At 60.2% G+C, this 24,850-nt stretch carries 19 protein-coding genes; 12 read left to right on the forward strand and 7 right to left on the reverse strand.

What is annotated here, in order from left to right; genetic code table 11:
* The first annotated feature begins 97 nt into the window (after positions 1-97).
* From rplL to tsf, 5 genes are all read left to right on the forward strand, one after another.
* Positions 98-475: a 50S ribosomal protein L7/L12 gene (gene rplL / locus TSACC_RS08785; RefSeq protein ID WP_075078959.1), complete on the forward strand. Its 378-nt coding sequence runs from the start codon at positions 98-100 to the stop codon at positions 473-475.
* A gap of 263 nt (positions 476-738) precedes the next feature.
* Positions 739-4,533, forward strand: a complete 3,795-nt coding sequence (gene rpoB, locus TSACC_RS08790) for a DNA-directed RNA polymerase subunit beta (protein WP_075078960.1) — start codon at positions 739-741, stop codon at positions 4,531-4,533.
* A 40-nt stretch (positions 4,534-4,573) separates the two neighbouring features.
* A complete protein-coding gene (gene rpoC / locus TSACC_RS08795; RefSeq protein WP_075078961.1) occupies positions 4,574-8,677 on the forward strand; it encodes a DNA-directed RNA polymerase subunit beta' in 4,104 nt (1,367 codons plus the stop codon).
* A gap of 9 nt (positions 8,678-8,686) precedes the next feature.
* A complete protein-coding gene (gene rpsB / locus TSACC_RS08800) occupies positions 8,687-9,436 on the forward strand; it encodes a 30S ribosomal protein S2 (RefSeq protein ID WP_075078962.1) in 750 nt (249 codons plus the stop codon).
* A 105-nt stretch (positions 9,437-9,541) separates the two neighbouring features.
* Complete coding sequence (tsf, locus tag TSACC_RS08805) at positions 9,542-10,174, forward strand: translation elongation factor Ts (protein ID WP_075078963.1); 633 nt, start codon at positions 9,542-9,544, stop codon at positions 10,172-10,174.
* Between the two features lie 58 nt (positions 10,175-10,232).
* Here the strand turns inward: tsf and TSACC_RS08810 are convergent, their stop codons facing one another.
* On the reverse strand, positions 10,233-10,670 hold the full coding sequence (locus TSACC_RS08810) for an NYN domain-containing protein (protein ID WP_075078964.1): 438 nt from the start codon (positions 10,668-10,670) through the stop codon (positions 10,233-10,235).
* Positions 10,671-10,782: 112 nt separating this feature from the next.
* On the opposite strand from TSACC_RS08810, the gene TSACC_RS08815 reads away from it, so the two are divergent.
* From TSACC_RS08815 to TSACC_RS08835, 5 genes are all read left to right on the forward strand, one after another.
* Entirely contained in the window at positions 10,783-11,205 is a 423-nt protein-coding gene (locus TSACC_RS08815) for a hypothetical protein (RefSeq protein ID WP_153811346.1), read from the forward strand.
* Between the two features lie 75 nt (positions 11,206-11,280).
* Positions 11,281-11,529 (forward strand): hypothetical protein, encoded by a 249-nt coding sequence (locus TSACC_RS08820; protein WP_075078966.1) that lies wholly within the window; start codon positions 11,281-11,283, stop codon positions 11,527-11,529.
* 82 nt (positions 11,530-11,611) lie between these two features.
* On the forward strand, positions 11,612-14,002 hold the full coding sequence (locus TSACC_RS08825; RefSeq protein WP_084400330.1) for a copper-transporting P-type ATPase: 2,391 nt from the start codon (positions 11,612-11,614) through the stop codon (positions 14,000-14,002).
* Entirely contained in the window at positions 13,999-15,636 is a 1,638-nt protein-coding gene (locus TSACC_RS08830; protein WP_075078968.1) for an efflux RND transporter periplasmic adaptor subunit, read from the forward strand. The genes TSACC_RS08825 and TSACC_RS08830 overlap by 4 nt, the downstream gene beginning before the upstream one ends.
* On the forward strand, positions 15,633-18,815 hold the full coding sequence (locus TSACC_RS08835) for an efflux RND transporter permease subunit (protein WP_075078969.1): 3,183 nt from the start codon (positions 15,633-15,635) through the stop codon (positions 18,813-18,815). Before TSACC_RS08830 ends, TSACC_RS08835 begins: the two co-directional genes overlap by 4 nt.
* On the opposite strand, the gene nadA is transcribed toward TSACC_RS08835, so the two are convergent.
* Genes nadA through TSACC_RS08850 form a run of 3 tightly spaced genes read right to left on the reverse strand, consistent with a single transcriptional unit; the run spans position 18,812 to position 21,850 of the window.
* Entirely contained in the window at positions 18,812-19,750 is a 939-nt protein-coding gene (nadA, locus tag TSACC_RS08840) for a quinolinate synthase NadA (protein ID WP_075078970.1), read from the reverse strand. The two genes, TSACC_RS08835 and nadA, sit on opposite strands and share 4 nt — an antisense overlap.
* Positions 19,751-19,793: 43 nt before the next feature.
* Positions 19,794-20,729 carry an ACP S-malonyltransferase gene (gene fabD, locus TSACC_RS08845; protein WP_075078971.1) on the reverse strand — a complete coding sequence of 312 codons (936 nt, stop codon included), beginning with the start codon at positions 20,727-20,729 and terminating at the stop codon, positions 19,794-19,796.
* Positions 20,726-21,850: a glycerate kinase gene (locus TSACC_RS08850; RefSeq protein ID WP_084400331.1), complete on the reverse strand. Its 1,125-nt coding sequence runs from the start codon at positions 21,848-21,850 to the stop codon at positions 20,726-20,728. The genes fabD and TSACC_RS08850 overlap by 4 nt, the downstream gene beginning before the upstream one ends.
* A gap of 84 nt (positions 21,851-21,934) precedes the next feature.
* Between TSACC_RS08850 and TSACC_RS22280 the strand changes: the two genes are divergently transcribed.
* Entirely contained in the window at positions 21,935-22,318 is a 384-nt protein-coding gene (locus TSACC_RS22280) for a YXWGXW repeat-containing protein (RefSeq protein WP_075078972.1), read from the forward strand.
* A 7-nt stretch (positions 22,319-22,325) separates the two neighbouring features.
* Here the strand turns inward: TSACC_RS22280 and TSACC_RS08860 are convergent, their stop codons facing one another.
* Positions 22,326-23,447 (reverse strand): L,D-transpeptidase, encoded by a 1,122-nt coding sequence (locus tag TSACC_RS08860; RefSeq protein ID WP_169809585.1) that lies wholly within the window; start codon positions 23,445-23,447, stop codon positions 22,326-22,328.
* Complete coding sequence (locus TSACC_RS08865) at positions 23,407-23,838, reverse strand: DUF5069 domain-containing protein (protein WP_075080645.1); 432 nt, start codon at positions 23,836-23,838, stop codon at positions 23,407-23,409. Before TSACC_RS08865 ends, TSACC_RS08860 begins: the two co-directional genes overlap by 41 nt.
* A gap of 303 nt (positions 23,839-24,141) precedes the next feature.
* Here TSACC_RS08865 and gloA2 point away from each other — a divergent pair, with 303 nt between their 5' ends.
* A complete protein-coding gene (gloA2, locus tag TSACC_RS22690) occupies positions 24,142-24,543 on the forward strand; it encodes an SMU1112c/YaeR family gloxylase I-like metalloprotein (protein WP_075078974.1) in 402 nt (133 codons plus the stop codon).
* On the opposite strand, the gene TSACC_RS21730 is transcribed toward gloA2, so the two are convergent.
* Positions 24,531-24,830, reverse strand: a complete 300-nt coding sequence (locus TSACC_RS21730) for a hypothetical protein (RefSeq protein WP_075078975.1) — start codon at positions 24,828-24,830, stop codon at positions 24,531-24,533. The two genes, gloA2 and TSACC_RS21730, sit on opposite strands and share 13 nt — an antisense overlap.
* Between the last annotated feature and the right edge of the window lie 20 nt (positions 24,831-24,850).

The following is a 24,850-nucleotide window of genomic DNA, read 5'->3' on the forward strand; positions in this document are numbered from 1 at the left end:
GATACCCAAAAACACAACGGTTCCTCGTCGGGTCGACGGCTGTCGGCCTCAAATGCCCTGAGGCTTCTGGGCGCGACGACACCAAAAAATACATACCATGGCAGATACACAAGCATTGGTCGATCAGCTCAGCGGACTCACTGTCCTCGAAATCGCTGATCTCGTTAAGCAGCTCGAAGACAAGTGGGGCGTGAGCGCCGCTGCTCCGGTGGCAGTCGCCGCCGCAGGCCCGGCTGTCGCTGCAGCTCCGGTTGAGGAAAAGACCTCGTTCGACGTCATCCTCGCTGACGCTGGCGGCAACAAGATCGCCGTCATTAAGGAAGTGCGCGCCGCTGTTGCCGGCCTCGGCCTCGCCGAAGCCAAGGCCCTCGTCGAGAGCGCTCCGAAGGCCCTCAAGGAAGGTGTCACCAAGGAAGAAGCCGAAGAGATCAAGAAGAAGATCGAAGCGGCTGGCGCCAAAGTCGAGATCAAGTAGTTCCTTTCCCCGCCAAGTGCGGGAACGCGGCCAAAAGTTTACCAAAACTTTTGGCTTGCGTTCCCGGGGCGGGCGATCAAAATTAAAAATTCCGCCGAATTTCGTCCCACTTATCTGCGTCGACTGGAAAAGCTTTAACATTTTGCGTCCCCGCACGAGCCAAGAGATGACTCTTGCCTCGCGTGAGGGCGTTTTGCTTTTCCCGTATCTCGCCGCAGGAGCTGGACGTTAACTCGGCTCCCCATACTGAATCTATAACCGCCATGTCTGAACGCATTCACTTCGGCAAACTCAAGGAGGCCATCGAGCCGCCAAATCTCATCGAACTCCAGATCAACTCGTACAACGAGTTCTTCCAAAAGGACGTAGATCCGTCGAAGCGTAAGAATGTCGGCCTCCAGGCGGTCTTTCGCGAGTTTTTCCCGATCTTCGGTTTCGAGGAGAAATCCAGCCTCGATTTCGTCAGCTACGAGCTGGGCGATCCGAAGATGTCTGCGATGGAGTGCCAGCGTGAAGGGCAGACCTTCAGCGCGCCGCTCTATGTGACCTTCCGTTACAAGGACGAGAAGAGCACCAAGGAAGAAAAGGTGTACATGGGCGAAATCCCGCTCATGACCCCGCAAGGCACGTTTGTCATCAACGGTGCCGAGCGCGTCGTCGTCAGCCAGCTGCATCGTTCGCCTGGCATCTGCTTTGAGACGAGCGTTCACCTCAATGGCAAGCTTCTCCACGGCTTCCGCATCATCCCGGATCGCGGTTCCTGGATCGAAGTTCAGTTCGACACCAGTGATCTGCTTTACGTCTACCTCGATCGTCGCAAGCGCCGCCGCAAGTTCCTTGCCACCACGTTCCTGCGTGCTCTCGGCTATCCGTCCGACGAGGACATCATCAAGCTTTTCTACAATATCGTTGACCTCAAGCTCGCCGAAAACCTCGACGAGGAGGAGATCGCGACCAAGGTTCTCATCGAGGACATCCGCGATGGCGAAATCACTGTGGCACGCGCATTCGAGCCGTTGAACGCCGCCACCATCCGCCAGCTCATTTCCCTCGGCCACAAGACCGTCAAGGTGGTCGACACGAAGGACGACGACACGATCATCAAGTCCCTCAAGAAGGACCCTGCCCACGACGAGGAGGAGGCCCTCAAGGACATCTACCGCAAGCTGCGCCCTGGCGATCCGCCGACCGTTCAGAACGCCCGCAGCATGCTCAAGCGTCTGTTCTTCGATCCCAAGCGCTACGATCTCGGTCGTGTGGGTCGTCACAAGATCAACCAGAAGCTCAACCTCGGCGTCAACGACGAGGAGCGTATCCTGACCAAGGACGACTTCATCGCCGCGATGAAGTACCTCGTGGAACTCCGCCGCGGGGAGGGGATGACCGACGATATCGATCACCTCGGCAGCCGCCGTGTCCGTACCGTGGGCGAACTTCTCGCCAACCAGTGCCGTGTGGGCCTGGCTCGCACGGAGCGTCTCGTCCGCGAGCGCATGACGCTGTTTGATGCCGGTGTCGACCAGATCACGCCGCAGAAGCTCATCAACCCGAAATCGCTGAGCGCGGTTGTGCGCGACTTCTTTGGTCGTTCACAGCTGAGCCAGTTCATGGATCAGACGAACCCGCTTTCCGAGCTCACCCACAAGCGCCGTCTCTCGGCCCTTGGGCCTGGAGGTCTGAGCCGTGATCGCGCTGGATTCGAGGTTCGTGACGTGCATCCTTCGCACTACGGTCGTATCTGCCCGATTGAGACGCCGGAAGGTCCGAACATCGGTCTGATCAGCTCGCTGAGCACCTTTGCCCGCGTCAACGAATTCGGTTTCATCGAAACCCCGTATCGCAAGGTCGTCGACGGTCGCGTGACCGATATCGTCGAGTACCTCAGCGGTGATCGCGACGAGAACTTCTGGATCGCCCAGGCGAATTCGCCGGTCGATGCCAATGGCGCCTTCACTGGCGAGAAGGTTTCCTCCCGCTATCGCGGTGACTTCGTGGAAGTCGAGCCCGAGAAGGTCCAGTACATGGACGTCTCGCCGAAGCAGCTCGTCTCCGTGGCCGCTGGCCTCATCCCGTTCCTCGAGCATGACGACGCAAACCGTGCGCTCATGGGCTCGAACATGCAACGCCAGGGTGTGCCGCTCCTCGTTTCCGACGCTCCGCTCGTCGGCACCGGCCTGGAAGGCCGCGTCGCCCGCGATTCGCGCGCTGTGATTTGCTCGGAGTCCGAAGGCGTCGTCGCCTCCGTGACCGGCAGCCACATCATCATCACGAATGATGGTGAGCTTCCCGAAGGCAAGAAGAAGATCAAGACCGACTCCGCCAATGGCGTGTGGGTGTACGAACTGCGCAAGTTCATGCGCTCGAATGCGAGCACCTGCATCAACCAAAAGCCCATCGTCAAGAAGGGGCAGGCGATCAAGAAGGGCGACGTCATCGCTGACGGCCCGAACACCGAAAAGGGCGAACTCGCTCTCGGCCGCAACGTGCTCGTCGCGTTCATGCCGTGGAACGGTTACAACTTCGAGGACGCCATCCTGATCTCCGAGCGCGTTGTGAAGGAGGACATCTACACCTCCATCCACATCGATGAGTTCGAAATCGGCGCCCGCGACACGAAGCTCGGCCCGGAAGAAATCACCCGCGATATTCCCAACGTCTCCGAGGAGGCTCTGCAGAACCTCGGACCCGACGGCGTCATCCGCATCGGTGCGGAGGTCAAGCCCGGCGACATCCTCGTCGGCAAGATCACGCCGAAGAGCGAGACGGAACTCGCCCCTGAAGAGCGCCTCCTGCGCGCCATCTTCGGTGAGAAGGCCGCCGACGTTAAAGACACCTCGCTCACCGTGCCCTCCGGCACCTACGGCATCGTCATGGATGTGAAGGTCTCCTCCAAGAAGGAAGTGACCCGCAACAAGATGACGCCGACCGAGTCGAAGCGTCAGCAGAAGATGATCCTCGAGGATTACAAGAAGCGCAAAGACGACCTGCACGAGCAGCTCACCGCCGCGCTCTCCAACATCCTCCTCAACGAGAAGATCCCGCTCGACGTGGTGAACGCCCAGACCGGTGAGATCATCATCCCGGCGAACCGCAAGATCACCAAGCAGCTCCTGCGCAAGCTGGCTGCCGTGTACGATCACGTCGAAATCGACCCGAGCCCGATCCGCAACAAGATCCGCGAGATCATCGGCCAGTACGAGCATCGCTTCGAAGACCTCGAGCGCGAGAAGGAGCAGAACCTCGGCCGCATCGAGAGCGGTGATGACGTCGATCCCGGCATCATCAAGCAGGTGAAGGTCTACATCGCCAGCAAGCGCAAGCTTTCCGTCGGTGACAAGATGGCCGGACGCCACGGTAACAAGGGCGTCGTCGCCAAGATCGTGCCTGAGGAAGACATGCCGTTCCTTTCGGACGGTACCCCGGTGGACATCGTGCTCAACCCGCTCGGCGTGCCGAGCCGAATGAACGTGGGTCAGGTGCTTGAGACGCACCTTGGCGTTGCCGCCAAGGCGCTCGGCTTCAAGGTTGCCACCCCGGTCTTCGACGGTATCCCGGAAGAGAAAATCAAAGAGTATCTCCGCGACGCCAAGAGCCAGGAGAATTTCACCTGGGTCACCGAGACGGGCAAGTCGACCGTTTACGACGGACGCACCGGTGATGCCTTCGATCAACAGGTCGTGGTGGGTTACATTTACATGCTCAAGCTCGGCCACCTGGTTGCCGACAAGATCCACGCTCGTGCGGTCGGACCATACAGCCTGGTCACCCAACAGCCACTGGGCGGCAAAGCCCAGTACGGTGGTCAGCGCTTCGGAGAAATGGAAGTGTGGGCGCTCGAAGCTTACGGCGCCGCCTACACGCTCCAGGAGCTCCTCACGGTCAAGTCCGACGACGTGCAAGGCCGCACCCGTATTTACGAGTCCATCGTCAAGGGCGACAATTCGCTCGAGGCGGGGACCCCGGAATCCTTCAACGTTCTTATCAAGGAAATGAAGGGCCTGGGCCTCGATGTACGAGTCGGTGGAAGCGAACCTTCCCTCGAAGAATCCGCTGCCTAAGAGACAGCTGAAGTAACGTAGAAAGAATACGAAAGTTACTATGAAAGAAGTCAATATCGGTGAAATCTTCGGCGAGCAGAGGGAGCTTGGGTTCGACGAAGTCGGTATTACCGTCGCCTCTCCGGAAAGCGTTCGCAGCTGGAGCAAGGGCGAGGTCAAGAACCCGGAGACGATCAACTATCGTACGTTCAAGCCGGAAAAAGGCGGCTTGTTCTGCGAGCGTATCTTTGGCCCGACCCGCGACTGGGAGTGCTCGTGCGGCAAGTACAAGCGCATCAAGCACAAGGGCGTGGTCTGCGATCGTTGCGGCGTTGAGGTCACCCTGAGCCGCGTGCGCCGCGAGCGCATGGGCCATATCGATCTCGCCGTGCCGGTTTCGCACATCTGGTTCTACAAGTGCATGCCTTCGCGCATCGGCCTCATGCTCGACATGACCAGCCGCCAGCTCGAGCGCGTCATCTATTACGAGGATTACATCGTCATCGACCCGGGCAGCACGCCGCTCCAGCGTTGCCAGCTGCTCACCGAGGGAGAATTCCGCGAGGCTGAGGACCAGTACGGTGACGACTTCGTCGCCGGCATGGGTGCCGAGGCCATCCAGAAGCTCCTCGAGCAGACCGATCTGCAGAATCTCCACGACGAGATCGAGCAGCAGATGACGGCCACGCGCAGCAAGCAGCTCCGCAAGAAGCTCGCCAAGCGCCTGAAGCTCGTTCAGGGCTTCATGAACTCGAAGACCCGTCCCGAGTGGATGATCCTGAACGTGCTCCCGGTGATCCCTCCGGATCTCCGCCCGCTCGTTCCGCTCGAGGGTGGTCGCTTCGCCACATCCGATCTCAACGATCTTTATCGCCGCGTCATCAACCGCAACAACCGTCTCAAGACCCTGTTGCAGCTCAAGACACCCGAGGTCATCATCCGCAACGAAAAGCGCATGCTCCAGGAGGCCGTCGACGCTCTGTTCGACAATGGCCGCCATGGTCGCGCCGTCACCGGTGCGGCGAACCGTCCGCTCAAGTCCCTCAGCGACATGCTCAAGGGCAAGGGTGGCCGTTTCCGCCAGAACCTCCTCGGCAAGCGTGTCGACTACTCCGGTCGTTCGGTCATCGTCATCGGTCCTGAGCTCAAGCTCAACCAGTGCGGTCTGCCGAAGAAGATGGCGCTCGTTCTTTTCGAGCCTTTCATCATTCGTCGCCTCAAGGAGCAGGGACACGTCCATACGGTCCGCAGCGCCAAGAAGCTCATCGAGCGCCAGACACCGGAAGTGTGGGACATCCTCGAAGAGGTGACCAAGGGACACCCGGTGCTCCTGAACCGCGCTCCGACCCTGCACCGTCTTTCGATCCAGGCTTTCGAGCCGCAGCTCATCGAAGGAGAAGCCATCCGTATTCACCCGCTCGTTTGTACCGCCTACAACGCGGACTTCGACGGTGACCAGATGGCCGTGCACGTTCCGCTCTCGGTTGAGGCCCAGATGGAAGCGCGCATGCTCATGCTTGCGCCGAACAACATCTTTTCGCCGTCCAGCGGCAAGCCGATCACGACGCCTTCGCAGGACATTCCGCTCGGCTGCTACTACCTCACGCAGAATCCGCGTGGTGAGAAGGGTGACAAGCGTCTCCCGCTCTTTGCCAGCGCTGCCGAGGTGGAACTCGCCCTCGCCGAGGGTGCAGTCGTCACCCATACCCGCATCCGCTACAAGAACCCGAACTTCGGTGGCAAGCCGACCGTTTACGGTAACACGGAGACCAAGGTTCTGGAAACCACCGCTGGCCGCGTGATCTTCAACGAGATCTGGCCGCCGGAACTCGGTTTCTACAACAAGGTCTGCGGCAAGAAGCAGCTTTCCGACATCATCTGGCGTTGCTACAAGGCCGTGGGCCAGCAGCGCACGGTCGAGACTCTCGATCGCCTGAAGGAGATGGGCTTCCGCTCCGCCACGAAGGCCGGTATCTCGATCGGTATCACCGACATGATCATCCCGAAGGAAAAGTCTGCTCAGCTTGAGAAGGCTTACCGGGAAATCGCCGAGGTCGAGAAGCAGTACCGCCGCGGTATCATCACCGACGGTGAGCGAAAGAACAAGGTGCAGGATATCTGGACCCACACGGGTGAAGAGTTGGCCAACGCCCTCTTCCGCACGCTGGAGTTCAACGACGGCCGCAAGGACATGAACCCCGTCTTCATGATGGTGGATTCCGGCGCTCGTGGTAACCGCACCCAGGTCAAGCAACTCGCCGGTATGCGCGGTCTCATGGCCAAGCCCTCGGGCGAAATCATCGAGACGCCGATTATCTCGAACTTCCGTGAAGGTCTCTCCGTGCTCGAGTACTTCATCTCGACCCACGGCGCCCGCAAGGGTCTGGCCGATACGGCACTCAAGACGGCTGACTCGGGTTACCTGACCCGCAAGCTCGTTGACGCCGCTCAGGATGTGATCATCACCCAGGATGATTGCGGTACCATCAATGGTATCATCGTCCGCCCGATCTACGAGGGTGACGAAGAGGTGGTCAGCCTGTCCACTCGCATCATCGGACGCACCAGCTGCGAAACCGTCAAGGACCCCGTCTCCGGCCAGTCGATTCTCAAGTCGGGCCAGATCATCGACGAAGAAACTGCGGCCGCTCTGGAAAAGATCGGTCTCGAGCAGCTCAAGATCCGCTCGGCCCTGACCTGCGAATCCCGTCGCGGTATCTGCGCAAAGTGCTACGGCCGCAATCTGGCCACTGGCAACATCGTCAAGCTCGGCGAGGCTGTCGGCATCATTGCCGCCCAGTCGATCGGCGAGCCCGGCACCCAGCTCACGATGCGTACGTTCCACGTCGGTGGTACGGCCAGCCAGACCTTCAAGCAGCCCATCATCAAGGCGAAGAACGACGGTACGGTTCGCTTCAACGAACTCAAGGTCGTGGAAACGACCGAGAACAACTACGTCGTTCTCAACAAGAACGGTACGGTCAGCGTGCACAGCAAGGACGGTCGGGAACTCGAGAGCTACAACATCGTTGTCGGTTCCGTGATCGCCATCGCCGACGGCGCCTCGGTCAAGAAGGGCGAGACCTTCATCCAGTGGGATCCGTACAACGTGCCGATCATCACCGAGAAGGGTGGCAAGGTGGAATTCCGCGACATGATCCCGGGCGTCACCGTCCGCAAGGAGGTCGACGAAGCCACCGGCGTCATGGGCACCGTGGTCATCGAACACAAGGAAGACCTGCACCCGCAGATCGTCATCGTGGACGATGCCAAGGAAGTCCTGGCCAGCTACTCGATCCCGGCCGGCGCTCACATCGAAGTGAAGGAGAGCAGCAAAATCTCCGCCGGTACCCGTCTTGCGCGTACTCCGCGTAAGATCGCCAAGACCAAAGACATTACGGGTGGTCTCCCGCGCGTGGCCGAGCTATTCGAGGCCCGCCGTCCGAAGGACGCAGCGGAGATCGCCAAGATTGACGGTATCGTCGACATCGGCGGCACCGTCCGCGGCAAGCGCCGCCTGCTCGTTCGCGATCAGGCGACTGGCGCCGAAGAGGAACATCTGATTCCTCTCGCCAAGCACATCATCGTCTTCAAGGGCGATTTTGTGAAGAAAGGCCAGCAGCTTACCGAGGGGCCTGTCGTGCCCCACGAAATCCTCGAGGTCTGTGGACCCCAGGAACTCCAGGAGCATCTGCTCAACGAGGTCCAGGAGGTTTACCGTCTCCAGGGTGTCGAAATTAACGACAAACACATCGAAATCATCGTTCGCCAGATGCTTCGCAAGGTGAAGATCACCGATCCCGGTGATACCAGCCTGCTGTGGGGCGATCAGGTCGACCGCCTTGAGTTCGATGCTGAGAACGAGCGCGTCGTCGAGAAGGGCGGTAAACCCGCCGAAGCCAGCCCGGTGCTCCTTGGTATCACCAAGGCCTCGCTGGAGACCGACAGCTTCATCTCGGCAGCCTCCTTCCAGGATACGACCCGGGTACTCACCGAAGCCGCTACACTCGGCAAGGTGGACCGTCTGCGCGGGTTCAAAGAAAATGTCATCATGGGCCATCTCATTCCGGCTGGTACGGGCTTCCCAACCAACCGCGAAATCGATATCGTCCATCTCGGGGATGCTCTGCAGACAGACCCCGAACCGCAGCAAGCCGCGAGCTAACCCAAAACCATGCCCTCTCCTAACGTCGAATCAATGACCGAACTCCTGGAAGCCGGGGTCCATTACGGACACCAGACCAAACGATGGAATCCCAAAATGAAGGATTTCATCCTCGAAGAGAAAAACTCCATTTACATCATCGACCTGTCGATCACGGTGGATCAGCTCGCGAAAGCGGCTACCTTCCTCGGCGACATCGTGAAGGGAAATGGCAAGGTCCTCTTCGTCGGAACCAAGAAGCAGGCCCAGGAAGCTGTCAAGGAAGCCGCTGAGGCGACCGGTCAGTTCTTCGTCAACCAGCGCTGGCTGGGTGGCACGCTCACCAACCTGCAGACCATCCGTCGCAGCGTCGGCCGTCTCCGCGAGTTCCAGGAACTCGAGAAGACCCAGACCTTTGCCCGCATGAACAAGGCAGAGGCCTCCGCCCTCCGTCGCGAAGCCACCAAGCTTCATCGCAACCTCGAAGGCGTGCTCAACATGGAGCGCCTCCCGGACGCGATCGTCATCATCGACACCAACCGCGAAAGCATCGCCGTGGCCGAGGCCGCGCGCCTGAAGATCCCGGTGGTGGCCATCGTTGATACGAACTGCGACCCCGAGAAGATCGACTACCCGATCGCTGGCAACGACGACGCCATCCGCTCGATCCGCGTGATCCTGCAGAAGCTCGTGGACGCCATCGTCCAGGCCAAGGGTGTTCGTGGCAAGGTTGCCGCTCCGGCAGCTCCGGCCGCCGAGCTCGAAGCCGTCTCGGAATAATCCAGGTTCCAACTCCGATTTCACGCAGGGCCGGAAAAAGAACTTTTCCGGCCCTCTTGATTTCGGCACTCTCTCCGTTCCTCTTTATACATACATTTTTGACTCATGGCTGATATATCTCCCGCACTCGTAAAAGAACTCCGCGAAAAGACCAACGCGGGGATGATGGATTGTAAGAAAGCGCTCACCGAGACGGCGGGCGATCTGGTCAAGGCTGAGGAATACCTCCGCAAAAAGGGCATCGCCAGCGCCGGCAAGAAGGCCTCGCGCGTGGCCAAGGAAGGCATCGTCGCCTCCTACATCCACCTTCAGGGCAAGGTCGGCGTGCTCGTCGAGATCAACTGCGAAACCGACTTTGTCGCCAAGAACGAGATCTTCCGCGAGTTCGTGAAGGACATCACGCTGCACATCGCTGCCGCCAGCCCGCTTTACGTCTCCCGTGACCAGGTCCCTGGCACCCTCATCGAGACCGAGCGTCGCATCTATGCCGCGCAGGTGGTTGGCAAGCCCGAGAACATCGTGGAGAAGATCGTCGACGGCAAGATCGACAAGTTCTACGGCACGCTTTGCCTCCTCGAGCAGGCTTTCATCAAGAACCCCGACCTCACGATCAAGGACTATGTGAACTCCAAGATCGCCGAGCTCGGCGAGAACATCGTCATCCGCCGCTTCACCCGTTACATGGTGGGCGAGGAACTCTCGGGCGAGGCTCAGGCCGAAACTCCGGCAGAAGCCTAAGACTCGAAGTTGTCTTTCAAAAGCGCTTCCTGATTCGTCGGGAAGCGCTTTTTGTTTTTCAGGATCGGCGCAACTTTTTCAGGCGCTGGTCTAGCTCGCGCCCGGCGAAGTCAATTTCTTCGCGCAGTTGATGGGCGGACATGGAAATCGCGCCGAAGCTCTCGACGGTTGTTCGCTCGAGGATGTCGTCGGTGGCTACCGTGACGTCGTATTGCTGCGCGTACTTGGCCGTGAGACGCTCGATGATGGAGTCAGCCGTCTGGTCGGCCTTGGAGTAAAAGACCTGGATGCCATCGCCCTTGGATTCCTCGGAAGCTTTGACGCCTGTTCCGTCGAAGACAACGGCGACGTGCCAGTCGCTATTGTCCTGCAGGCCTGTCAGCATCTTTACCAGCGTCTCCCGCGCGACGACGCCGCGCTTGGCATGCTGGAGAGTCAGGTCAGGCCATTGAAAAATCATGCTATGACCGTCGACAATGAGGACACGCGGTTTCATAGGAGGAAAAGGGTTCAGGGAGAACCTACCTTCAAATGATTCGAGGCGAAAGGCCTGAGCGTCAAAAAATCTCGCCGTTGCAAAAGATGCCGGGGTGGGGTACAAAAGAAAGGTGAACGCAATCCGACAGTCGCGGCTGATCAAGCTGACGGCGTTTTGTTGTCTCGGATTGGCGTGGCTCGTGGCGAGTAATCACTGCGCCTGGGCGGCAATCATCGATTCTGCCGCCAAGCATCATGAACAGCGCGTTTGCTGCTCGCATAATACCGGCTCCAAGAAGACTCCTGTTCAAGAATCGACCGCCTGCTGCACGGCGCTGATCGCGCCGGTTCCTGGCTCCGTACACGCTACGGATGCACTTTTGCTCGCGGGCCCCGTGGACTTTGGGCCGACGATTTCCTTTGTCCATGCGGAGATCGTCACGGCTCCTACTGCGCTCGAGTATTCCTCTGGTCCGCCTGGCCTGTCTCTCTGGACCAGTCTGGTTTTTAAACGGAGCATGCCTGCGCATGCGCCGCCTCATGTCGTTGCCTGAAGCGATCCCTCGCAGAACGCAACTGTATCCAACCGGCAAGACCGGTTTTTCCAAACACATACACAAGACAACGACATGAAATTTCTGACTTTACTCGCAACGATCCTCGCTCCGCTCGGCCTCAAGGCCGCAGACGCCAAGCCTGCCTATCCCCTGACGACCTGCGTCGTCTCGGGCGAAAAGCTCGGCGGCATGGGAGACGCCTATGTCTTCACCTACGAAGGCAGGGAAATCCAGCTTTGCTGCCAGCACTGCAAAGCCATGTTCGACAAGGACCCGGCGAAGTACCTGAAGGTGCTCGATAACGCGGGAAAGACGCACTAGCACGTCGTCCGACGGCAATCTGTATCATTGCGTACCCGGCGTGTAATGACGCGCCGGGACGCCTACTTACGAGGATTTGAGGATGAGCGATCACCAGCATCATTGCTGCGGTCACAAGGAATCGTCGCGCCCGGCGCAGACCGAACCTTCCCACGCAGCACCCGACAGAAAGAACGAGCACGAGCCAGAGCACAAAGAGGCGCATAGTTGCTGTGGCGCGCACAAGGCACACCATGCTCCCGTGCAGTCGTCGACTGCGGCATACATCTGCCCGATGTGCCCGGGCGTGGAATCAGACAAGCCCGGAGCCTGTCCGAAATGCGGAATGGCCCTGGAGCGAAACCTGGCTGTTCCGCTTCCCGGAGCGAAGGCGGGATATACCTGTCCCATGCACCCCGAGGTGCATAGCGATACGCCGGGCAGTTGCCCCATCTGCGGGATGGCTCTGGAGCCTGTGGCGGCGTCTGCGGCGGAAGAGGAGGACCCGGAGCTACGCGATATGCGTCGCAGATTCTGGTTCGGCCTGCCGCTGGCGGCGATCGTTTTCCTGCTGGCGATGAGCGAGCATATCCCGGGTTTTCATCCTCTATCCGGGACGGTGTCCGCGTGGGTGCAATTCATCCTCAGCACCCCGGTCGTGCTCTGGTGTGGCTGGCCGTTCTTTGAACGCGGTGCGAGGTCGCTGGTTTCGCGGCATTTCAACATGTTCACCCTTATTGCCCTGGGAACCGGAGCCGCGTGGATCTTTAGCGTGGCTTCCTTGCTTCTGCCGGGATTGTTGCCCGGTCATGCGGGACATGGCGGCGCGCCGATCGTGTATTTCGAGGCGGCGGCGGTGATCATCATCCTGGTGCTGCTCGGGCAGGTGCTGGAACTGCGCGCGCGGGCGGGGACAGGCGAGGCGATCCGGGCCTTGCTCAAGCTCGCTCCCAAGACGGCCCATCGCGTGACTGAAGAGGGGGAGGAGGATATTGACTTGTCCCTCGTTCATGCCGGAGACCGCTTGCGGGTGAGGCCTGGCGAAAGTGTCCCGGTTGATGGTGTTGTCCTTGAGGGTTCTTCTTCGGTGGACGAGTCCATGATTACCGGCGAGTCGCTGCCGGTAGAGAAATCCGCAGGGGCATCCGTAACCGGCGGTACGATCAACGGCAGCGGCAGTCTGCTGATGGAGGCAAAGCATGTCGGTAATGAAACCGTGCTCGCCCGCATCGTGCAGATGGTGGCGGAGGCGCAGCGCAGCCGCGCACCGATCCAGCGTCTGGCCGACCAGGTGGCGGGCTGGTTTGTTCCCGCAGTTCTCGCGGTTTCCGCGGTGACGTTTCTCGTCTGGTGGCTCCTGGGGCCAGCTCCCGCGCTGGCCTTTGCCGTGGTGAATGCGGTCGCTGTGCTGATCATCGCCTGCCCATGCGCGCTTGGACTCGCCACGCCCATGTCGATCATGGTCGCGGTGGGGCGAGGAGCCGGGATGGGCGTGCTCATCAAGGATGCCGAGGCTCTGGAGACCTTGAGCAAGGTGGACTACCTCGTCCTCGACAAGACCGGAACGATTACCGAAGGAAAGCCCGCGGTGGTCGCTGTAAGGGCGGTGCCAGGGCAATCGGAGGAAGACGTCCTGAAACTGGCGGCGATCTTGGAGGGCCGGAGCGAACATCCCCTGGGACGAGCGGTGGTCGACGCGGCCAGGAGTCGCAAACTGATTATCGGAGAGCCGGAAGATTTCTCGGCCATTACGGGAGGAGGCGTAAAGGGGCGATGGAACAGCCAGGAGGTCGCCGTGGGCTCTCGCGAGTTCATGGAATCCGTTGGGGCGAAATTCGACGCTACTCTCGATCCGGAAGCTGCCTCTTTGCGTAAGACAGGCAGCACCGTGGTCTGGGTGGCATTAGGAGACCAGATTCTCGGTTTCCTCGCCATCGCGGACCAGGTAAAGGCCACCAGTGCCGAAGCCATCGCCCGGCTGCACGAGCTTGGCCTGAAGATCGTCATGTTGACCGGCGACCATGCCGATACGGCCAGCCATATCGCTGGTCAGGTCAGGATCGACACGGTCATTGCCGAGGTCACGCCGGAGAAAAAGCGCGATGCGATCTCGAAGCTCCAGGCTGAAGGCCATCGCGTGGCCATGGCTGGTGACGGCGTCAACGATGCGCCGGGTCTGGCTGCGGCCGATGTGGGCATCGCCATGGGCACAGGCGCCGATGTGGCGATCGCCAGTGCGGGAATTACCCTGGTGAAGGGCGACCTCCTCGGAATCGTCAATGCCATCTCGCTAAGCAAGGCGACTCTGTCGAACATCCGGCAGAATCTCGCATTTGCCTTCCTTTACAACACACTGGGCGTGCCGATCGCTGCGGGCGTGCTTTATCCCGTCTTCGGCCTGCTGCTGAGTCCCATTGTGGCCAGTGCGGCGATGTCCCTCAGCAGCGTGTCTGTCATCACCAACGCCCTGCGTTTGCGGAGGGTCAAACTATGAGAACGCTTGCTCTTCTTTTATGCGCCGTACTGCTGGCCGCCTGCAACAAGGCTCCTCAGGAGACGCGCAAGATCAAGATGTATCAGAGTCCTATGCATCCGTGGATCACCTCGGACAAGCCCGGCAATTGCACGATCTGTGGCATGAAGCTCGTTCCTGTCTACGAGGGCGACGAGGTGATGAGCGGCGATAAAAACCTGATCAGCCTGCATGATTCCTCGGTGGCGGCCCTGAGTGTTGCCACTGCGCCGGTACAGCGGGAGATGATGACGAAGAACCTGCGGTTCACCGGCATCCTGGAGGACGATGAGAATATCCACCGTGTCATTGCCGCTTTCTATGACGGCCGCATCGATCGCGTGTATGTCCACCATGTCGGCGAGTACATCGAGAAGGGCCAACCTCTGGCAGCCATCTACAGCCCGGAGCTGCTCTACATCGTCCGGGAATACCAGACCGCCATGCGGGGAGGAGATCAGGCCGTAGCCAGAAACTCCGCCCAGCGCCTTGTGCAGTATGGACTCAGCCCAGAACAGCTGGCCGGTCTGGCCAAGACACCCGAGGCCGTCTACACGATTGACCTCCTCGCCCCGATCAGCGGCACGGTAGTGACGAAAAAAGCCTACCTGGGACAGTTCATCAAGACCGGCGAGCCATTGTTTGAAATGGGCGACCTTTCCAAGCTCTGGTTCCACGCCGAGGTCTATGAACGCGATCTGCCGGATATCCGGATCGGCGAAAAGGCGATCATTCGCACGCCGACCGTGCCGGGGAGGGAATTCCCGGGTGTGGTGACATTCATCGATCCGAATTTTGATGCCGCGACGCGCAGCACCAAGGTGCGCATCGAGGTGGAGAATCCGCTGGCCGATGGCGATCAGAAGGGACTGCGCCGCTTGCTCCCGCATCGAGCCTATGCCGAGGCCGACCTGATCGCGGATCTTGGCGAACGTCTCGTGGTGCCGCGATCTGCGGTGCTGCGGGATGGACGCCGGGAGGTCGTCTATGTGGAGGAGGCTCCCGGCAAATACATTCAACGATCCGTGAAAACCGGGCGCGTGGCTGGAGATCGGGTGGAGATCCTCGCGGGCGTGAATGCTGGCGACAAGGTCGTCTCCAATGGCAACCTCATGATTGACGCCGAGGCGCAACTGCGCGGTGGAGACACTCCGCCGGTCGCGGTGCCGAAGAGCGCATTGCAGGCTGCGCCAGCCGAGATTACGGCTTTTCTACAAGGGCTGGCGAAGGTCTCCGATGCGCTCGCAGCAGATAATCCGACGCAGGCTGTCGCGGCGGGGCAGGCACTGCCTGAGCTGGCGAAAGCGCTACCCGTCGAGCATGCCATGATGGCGGAAATCCAGGCGGTTCAGTCGGTGCCGACGGCACTGGCTGGCACGACTCTGGATGAGGCGCGGAAAACCTTTCTCCCATGGAGCCAGGCAGGTTCGGCACTCGCGCTGGCGGTGGCCAAAGCGGGCTTGGACCCGGGCGTGCAGGTGCTGGAATGCCCAATGACGGGGGGCAGCTTCCCCGGAGCGCCGAACAAGGCGCAGTGGGTGCAGTCTGGTGCGGATACGCGCAACCCTTATCTCGGAGCGGCGATGCTAAGTTGCGGCGTTCCGGCCAAGCCATGAGCACGCACGAATCTCGCGGCGGTATTGGCTGGCTCATTGACTGGTCGCTGAACAATCGCTTCATCGTCGCCTGCGCCGTGCTCATCGTGGTCGCGCTGGGCTTTCGCGCGTTGCGCACCACACCTGTCGACGCCATCCCCGACCTGAGCGAAAACCAGGTCATCGTCACGGCGGACTGGGCGGGACGCAGTCCGCAGGAGGTCGAGGATCAGGTGACTTATCCGCTCTCGACAAACCTCCAGGGGCTGGCCGGAGTCAAGGAGGTACGGGCGCAGTCGATGTTTGGCTTTTCGCTGCTCACCGTCGTCTTCGAGGATGGGGTGGATAATTACTTTGCCCGCACCCGTGTGCTGGAGCGACTGAGTTTTCTTCAGGAACTTCTGCCTCCGGGTGTAACGCCGCGGCTCGGCCCCGACGCAACCGGGCTGGGGTGGGTGTATCAGTATTATCTGAAGGTCGATCCCGCCAAGGCTCCCGACGGGGGCTACGATCTCGGTGCCCTCCGCGCGGTACAGGATTTCTTTGTCCGTTATCAACTCGCTGCCGTCGATGGCGTGGCCGAGGTGGCGAGCGTGGGCGGGTTCGTGCGCCAGTATCAGGTCACTGCGGATTCCGGGAAGATGCGTGCGGCGGGCGTGAGTCTGCGGGAAGTGATGGATGCGTTGACGAACAGCAACCTCAATGTCGGTGGCAAGGTCGTGGAGGAGAACGGCATGGAGTTTGTCGTGCGTGGCATCGGGCTCGTGCATTCCGTCGATGACCTGAAGCAGATCGCCGTGCGTACGGTAAACAGGCTGCCGATCACACTCCAGGACATTGCCGAGGTTTCGCTCGGGGGAGATTTCCGCCGGGGCGCTCTCGATGTCGATGGAAAGGAGGTCGTCGGCGGCATTGTCATCATGCGTACGGGCGAGAATGCGATGCGAGTCATCGAGCGCGTAAAGGAGAAGATCGCGCAGATATCTCCGTCGCTTCCAAAGGGCGTCAGCATTGTGCCGTTTTACGATCGCAGTGGATTGATCGAGCGCACCATCGACACGCTGAAGCATGCGCTCGTGGAGGAGATCATCCTGGTCACGCTGGCGCATATCATCTTCCTCTGGCACTTCCGCAGCATCCTGATCGTCACTCTGCCGCTGCCGATTTCGATCCTGATCTCGTTTATCCTGATGAAGGAATTTGGGATCAGCTCAAACATCATGTCGCTGGCAGGCATCGCCATCGCCATCGGCGTGCTGGTCGATGCGGGCATCGTGATGACTGAAAACGTCCTGCGCCATTGCGAGGAGGCGGAGCGCAAGAAAGGCTCTCGTTTGACGGCGCTGGAAACGCTGGAGGTCACGCGCACTGCAGCGCACCAGGTGGGCCGCCCCATCTTCTTTGCCATGGCGGTGATCATTCTCGCGTTCCTTCCGGTCTTTGCGCTGACCGGACAGGAGGGAAAGCTCTTCCATCCGCTGGCGTTCACGAAAACCTTCGCCATGGTTGGCGCGACCATCCTGGGTGTGACGCTCGTGCCGGTGCTCTGTACGTGGCTGGTCAGGGGGCCATTCCATGCCGAGAAGGAAAATATCGTTATGCGGTTCCTGATGGGGCTGTATCGCCCTGTGCTCGGGTGGGCGCTCCATCATGGGAAAACCGTGATGATGCTGGCCTTTGCACTGTTGGTCGGGGCGCTGTTTCTCGCTTCGCGCATCGGCAGCGAATTCATGCCTCCGCTCAAGGAGGGCAGTCTGCTATTCATGCCCGTCCTGCTGCCGAGCACTTCGCTGACCGAGGTGAAGCGCGTGATGTCGTGGCAGGATCGCGTGATCAAGTCTGTTCCCGAGGTGGAATCCGCCGCAGGCAAGCTGGGCCGCGCCGAATCGGCGACCGATCCCGCGCCGGTGGAAATGATCGAGACAACCATCATCCTCAAGCCGCAGGAGCAATGGCGGCCGGGAATGACAAAGGACAAAATCGTCGCCGAGCTTAGTGAAAAACTCAGCGTCATTCCTGGCTATGTTCCCGGCTTTCTCCAACCCATTGAAAATCGCATCCTGATGCTCAGCACGGGCATCAGGGCTCAGGTCGGAATCAAGATTCTCGGCTCCGATCTCGATGTGTTGCAACGCACTGCCTTCCAGGTGGAGGAGCTTGTGCGAAAAATTCCGGGCGCGGTTGGAGTGGCGGCGTCGCGGGTGCAAGGCAAACCGTACGTCGAGGTCATTCCCGACCGCTTCGCCATGGCGCGATATGGACTCAATATTCGCGAGGTGATGGATGTGGTCGAGATCGGCATCGGCGGTCTCAATGTCAGTACGACCATTGAAGGTCGCGAGCGGTATCCGATTCAGCTCCGGCTGGATCGCGGAGAGCGCGACGATATTGAGAATCTCGGCAACATCCTCGTTCCTCGCCCCGGTGGAGGCAGCGTGCCATTGGGGCAGGTGGCGCAGATTGTGCGCGCCTCAGGTCCGAGCGAAATCGCCAGCGAAGACGGTCTGCTGCGGGTCTTTGTGCAGACCAACGTGCAGGGGCGCGACCTGGGCGGATTCGTCAAGGAGGTGCAGCAACGGATCGCGGAGAAGATCCAACTCCCGCCGGGAGTGACGATTAAATGGAGCGGGCAATACGAAAATCAGCTCAGCGCCCAGCGTACGCTGATCATGATCGTCCCGGTCGTCCTGCTAATCATCTTCATGCTCCTCACGGTCGTGTTTCGTTCAGCGTTGGAAGCCTCGCACGTATTGCTCGCCGTGCCATTCGCTCTCACGGGTGGCGTGTTACTCCAGTACCTGCTGGGCTATAACTTCAGCGTGGCTGTGTGGATCGGTTACATTGCGCTTTTTGGCACGGCGATTCAGACCGGCGTGGTGATGGTCGTTTACCTGGAAGAGGCTTTGAAGCGCCGCATGGAGGAGAGGGGAGCTAGCTTCTCGCTCCGCGATCTCAAGGAGTCCGTGCTGGAAGGCGCGATGCTGCGCCTGCGTCCCAAGGTGATGACTGTTGCGACGGTGGTGGCGAGTCTGCTGCCCATCATGTGGAGCGCGAAGACGGGAGCCGAGGTGATGAAGCCGCTGGCTACGCCCGTGATCGGCGGCATGGTGAGCAGCCTGCTCCACGTGCTCGTGGTTACGCCGGTGATCTTCTATTGGATTCGCCGACGGGAACTGAAAGGCCGGATGATCGAGGATTAACAACTCAGCTCCAGCATGCGCCGCACGGAGCGCTCCGCCTTTACGCGGATGTCTTCCGGGATGATGATCTCCGGCGAGCGGTAGTCGAGGCAATCCCTCAGCTTCTCGAGAGTGTTGAGCTTCATGTACCGGCAGTCGTTGCAGGCGCAGAGTTCGGTAGGGCCGGGGATGAAGGTCTTGCCCGGCACCTCGCGCCGCAGGCGGTGCAGCATGCCGCTCTCAGTGACGATGATGAAGCTGTCTGCCTTGCTGTCGCGGCAGTAAGAGAGCATCTTCTCCGTCGAGCAGACCTCGTCGGCGAGCATGCGCACGGCGTAGGTGCATTCCGGATGCGCCACGACTTCGGCTCCGGGATACTCCGCGCGGATCTTGTTGATGCTGTCGCGGGTGAACTCGACATGGACGTAGCAGTTACCCTGCCAGAGATCCATTTTGCGGCCCGTCTTTTCCATCACCCACGCGCCGAGGTTTTGATCGGGGACGAAGAGAATATTGCGGTCCTTGGGCGCGCTCTCGACGATCTTGAGCGCGTTGCCGCTGGTGACGATCACGTCGGCCAGGGCCTTCACGCCCGCGCTGCAGTTGATGTACGCGATGACGTAGTAGTTCTTCTCCCGATGCTCCTGGAGGAAGGCGTCGAGCTTGTCGGCGGGGCAGGAGTCCGAGAGCGAACATCCTGCCTCCATATCGGGAATGACCACGGTCTTCGTGGGATTGACGATCTTGGCCGTCTCTCCCATGAAGTGGACGCCGCAGAAGACGATCAGCTCGGCATCCGTCTCCGCCGCGTGGTAGCTCAATCCCAGCGAGTCCCCGACATAGTCGGCCAGATCCTGGATTTCACCCACCTGGTAGTTGTGGGCCAGGATGACGGCGTTGCGCTCTTTTTTGAGGGCAAGGATCTCTTCAACGATGTCGGTCGCGACAGTAACCATCGGTAAACAATCGGTGGAACGCTGGGATTTGGCAAGCGGACGCCTAGGCCGAAAGGGCGGCCACCGCGTCGTTGAGCGAGGCGGCGTTGGAGATCGAAATCACCGGAGTGCCCTTGCGGATGCGGCCCACGAGACCAGCGAGAACGCCGCCGGGTCCGAGTTCGATGAACTGCGTGATGTGCAGATGGTCGATCATGTACTCGATGCTCTGCGTCCAGAGCACGCTGCCCGTCACCTGGTCGGCGAGGGAACGGCGGATCGTGTCGGCATCGGAAACCGTGCAGGCATCGACGTTGCAAACCACCGGAACGGCGGGTTGCTTGATCTCGGTCTCGGCGAGCGCGATCGAGAGCTTTTCGTAGGCGCTCTCCATCAGGCGGGAATGAAATGCTCCGGCGACCTGAAGCTCCACGGCCTTGCGCGCGCCGTATTCCTTGGCGAGGGAGACTGAGAGGGCGATCTTGGCGGCTTCGCCGGAGAGAACGATCTGGCCGGGGCTGTTGAGGTTCGCCACGTCCACATCGGCGGCGGCGGCGAGCTGGCGGATGTCGTTTTCCTCACCGCCGATGATGGCAGCCATGCCACCCTCCGTGCTTTCACAGGCTTCCTGCATGGCCTGGGAGCGCTTGGCGACGAGACGCAGGCCGGTTTCAAAGTCAAACGTGCCCGCTGCGGCGTGCGCGGTGAATTCACCAAGCGACAAACCCGCCGTGGCATGGAACACCAGACCCGGAACGCGTTCCTTGAGCGCGCCGAGCAGGGCGAGGCCATGCACGTAGAGCGCGGGCTGGCAGACTGATGTCTTGGTCAACTCCTCCGCCGGGCCATTGAAGGCGACATTGGAAAGGGAAAAGCCCAGAATCTCATCCGCCTTCTGAAACAGGCTGGAGGCGGAGGGATATTCAGCGGCCAAATCATGGCCCATGCCGACGGCTTGAGCTCCCTGACCGGAAAACAACAGTGCGATTTTTTTACTCATAGGGAAATGTGTATCAGGCGGGCTGCCCGGGCAGCCGCGGATTCCAGTAGTTGTGACGCACGGGACCGGCTTTCATCAAGCGTCAATGGCCGGTCGGCGATCGGAATGCATGCGGTAAATACCTCCGACTCGTCTTCGAGGCAACCGGTAAAGGCGAGGATGGGCTTCCCCTGGCTCCGGGCGAGTTCGGCAAGGGCGGCTGGGCCTTTGCCATGGGCGGTCTGGGTATCGAGGCGACCCTCGCCAGTAACGACCAGATCGGCTGAAGCGACACGCTCGCCGAGTTTCAGCATCCGGGCGATGGTGGCGAAACCGGGTTCCAGCCGACCGCCTGCAAAGGTGAGCAGGCCGAATCCGAGCCCGCCTGCCGCGCCTGCGCCGGGATGCTCGCGATGGTCGACACCGAGGGTTCGCGCACAAACATCCGCGAGATGGCGCAAGGAAGCTTCCATGAGGGGCTGCAATTCCCCGGTCACCCCCTTTTGCGGGCCGTAAACAGCCGTTGCGCCTTCGCGTCCCAGCAAGGGATTACGCACGTCGCAAAGCCCGGAAATTTCCGGAATAGATGTGTCGGGGGGGCGAATCTCGGAAATCTCCCGGAATTTCCCGGGAAGGGCCACGATTGGGTTGCCGCTCTCATCGAGGAACTGCCAGCCCAGGGCGCTCGCCATACCCGCCCCCCCGTCGTTTGTCGCACTGCCGCCGAGTCCGACGATGATCTTTTCCGCGCCCCGGTGGATGGCGTCACGCATCAGCTCGCCTGTGCCGAACGTCGAGGCGCTGGCCGGGGACAACTCGCTCTCTGCGATACGCCACAATCCGGAGGCTGAACTCATGTCGATCACAGCGGTGCGGGTTTCGGGCAGCCAGGTGTAGGCGGCCGAAATCGGGCGTCCGAGAGCATCGTGGGCTGGCGCGGTGATTTCGTCGCCCGCGAAATCGTGACGAAACACCTCGGCGGTTCCTTCGCCGCCATCGGCGATGGGAGCGGAGTCGAAGGTGGCGGTTGGCCAGACCTTGAGGAATCCTCTCTGAAGCGACTCAGACACCTCGGCGGCAGAAAGAGAGCCTTTGAATTTATCAGGAGCCAGGAGGATGCGCATCAGGGGATGCGCGAGCATGGCAGAACCCGGGGTGCATCGCAATGGCGGCGCGGGGGGACAGGCAACCTCCGCAACGGTTTCTTACGTTGTTTTTATATATATATGAAAAAGTCCCTCCTGCTTTCCCTCGGCGTGGCTCTCGGCCTCGTCGGGTGCACAGACCAGTACGGCAATTTCGTTCCTCCCGATCCGATCGGACAAGCCTTGTTCGGGCGGACGAGTTCTCCGCCGCCGAGTTATTCTTCCCAGCAATACTACGTCACCCGTGACATGCCGCCGCAAAGGTATAACCAGCGTCGGCCTCCTTCTCCGCGCCGATACGCCGACCCGGTGTGGGTCGACGGCTACTGGGCGTGGAGCCGAGGCGACTGGGTCTGGGTGCCGGGACGCTGGGTCGAGCGGCCGCGGCAGAATGCGTATTGGATGAACAGCCAGTACTACACCACGCCGCAGGGTCGGGTGTGGAACTCCGGCTACTGGCGGTAACTCCTGCTCAACGCACCTCCACCTGGGTGCCTTTCTCGATCATTTGACTCAAGAGGAAGGCATCCCAGTTGGCGGTGCGAATGCAGCCGTGGCTTTCGTTACGTCCAATCTGGTCGGGCGAGGTGGTGCCATGGATGCCGACGCTTGGGCGATTGATCCCCATCCAGACGATGCCGACCGGGTTGTTCGGTCCCGGCGGCAGGTTGAAGGAATTGTCGCTGCGCTTGCCGCTTTCCAGGACGGATTTGTCCCAACGGTAGTAGGGCATCAGGATATTGGAGGTCACCTTCCATGTTCCGGTCGGCACCGGAACGTCTTTTGAACCCGGAGTGCAGGGGACGCAGGCAACCATCTTGTCGCCTTCGTACACCTCAATCAGCCGTTCGGGGCGGAGGAGGATCAGGTGATAACGCGGCGGAGCCGGAGTGGGAGTCGGACTCGGAACGGGCGTTGGTGTGGCCGAAGCATCCGGGGAGGCCGACGGCGAAGCGGAAGCTGCAGCTGCATCTTTGGCGGCCTGTTCCTTTTGCTTCTTCTCGTCGCGGCGCTGCTTTTCCAAGGCCACGACATCCGCCATGGCAAACTCGGGCGCATCCGGCACCTTGACCGTGTCGCCGACCTTCAGATCCGAAGGCTGCGGGTTCAGCTCGTGAAGGAAATTCAGACTGCAATGGAACTTCTCCGCGACCAACTCCCAGAGATCTGAGTACGGCAGAGCCTTGAGCTTTTCCTGCTCGGCGGGAGATTTCGCCAGGGGACCGACCCATTTGGCGTCCTCCTCGGTAATGACATACTCGCGATAGGCATTCGCAACGCTCGCGAGATCCGGGAGTTCACCCTGCGGCTTACCGTTGACCTGGTTGTACCGGTCGAGCGCCTTTTGGGTAAACTCACCGCCGAGGCCATCGATCTTGCCCGGACGGAAGTTCGCACGATCCAGAAAGATCTGGAGACGCGTCATCGTCGTGCGCTCTGCGGAATCCGGCGGACCTTTATCCGGCGGTACGGCGTTGACCTCCCTCGGCTGGGCACAGACGAGGGAGCAGGAGACGAGAAGTGATGCCAGGGCGAGAAGCCCCCGGCCTGGATTATTTGAACGACGCGGTGTCGTCAGCTTCGAGATAATCAAAAAGAGTCGTTGTTGCGGGATCGAGTCCCAGCTTCCTGCATTCACCCTCAAACCATTCCTTTCTATCGGCGTCAAGGGAGGGATTGTATTCTTCTAGGTCATTGCTCCAGTCGGCAATTTCGTGCGGAGTGCGATGGATGCCAGCCTGGTCGACCCAGAGCGCGATCGGATCATCCGTGTCGTTGGAGGAAACCGTCAGCTTGAAATCTTCCGGATCGATGCCCTTGAAGGAAAAGAGCTCCTGATCCAGCGGGCAGTTGAAATGATACTCGCCTTCCGTGCCCGCCAGATGCGCACGGCATTTGTCGATGGCACGAGCCAGAATGGCGTAGTCGCGAAGACGAACGCGAGGGCTGCGTGGGGGCTCCTTGGAGAGGTCGTAGGTTTTCATTGGAGATATTCGTGGAGGTAACGAACTGATGGTCCAGTTCGGTTGCATCACAAGATAAACCCACCTGGGACGGAAGCCAAATTCGGCGAAAAGCGAAGAATCATTCATCCCGGAAATGATGCAGGCCACCGCGACGAGTGCCACGGTGGCCTGCTGTTCCCCCCAGAACAGTTTCAACATTGCCATATCTCTCTGGCTTGGCAACAGAAATCTGCGTTTTTTTTGAAAAATGTCGGATTCCCCCTCTGTTTTCCCTCTGGAGGAGAGGGTTGCCCGGGCGGAAGCTGCCGTCTAGAAGGAGGTATGTTTGCCGGAACTCATCACGTGGCCGTGATCTGCTCGGACTATCCACGTTCAAAGAGATTTTACACGGAAGTCCTTGGCTTCAAAATTGTTGCAGAAACATATCGCGAGGAGAGACGCTCGTATAAACTCGATCTTGCAATTCCGGGAGGCGTGCAGATCGAACTGTTTTCGTTTCCGGATACTCCGGCTAGACCGAGCAGGCCGGAGGCTTGCGGTTTGCGTCATCTGGCTTTTGCTTCCGATGATTTCGATGCGGATGTCGCCCGTTTATTGGCGGCGGGCATCGCGGTGGAGCCCGTGCGGATCGACCCGGTTACCGGGCGGAAGTACACATTTTTCCAAGACCCCGACGGGTTACCCCTGGAAATCTGCGAGGGCTTTCCGGTTCAGGCCGCGTAGGCCTTGCAGCGGAACCCAGTGGGCCGCTTGCGGATCCATGCGATAAACCGGCTGAGTTCCGGATGGGACCGGAGTTTCTCAATGGTGTTCCATTCGCGTTCGAGTTCCTTCTCGGTGAGAAGGGCATGGACCTGCTTGTGGCAGGGCGGGCAGAGGCCGATGGTCTCGTAGGCTTGTTCGCGAGGAACATCGCGTTTGTTGCGGCGATTATGGTGCCGGCAACGGGGAATGAGGTGATGACGAGTCAATACCTCCTCGCGTTCGCACAGACTGCACCGGCCTTGCATGGGCTGGAATATCTTCCAGC

The organism is Terrimicrobium sacchariphilum, assembly GCF_001613545.1.
GTDB classification, from domain to species: domain Bacteria; phylum Verrucomicrobiota; class Verrucomicrobiia; order Chthoniobacterales; family Terrimicrobiaceae; genus Terrimicrobium; species Terrimicrobium sacchariphilum.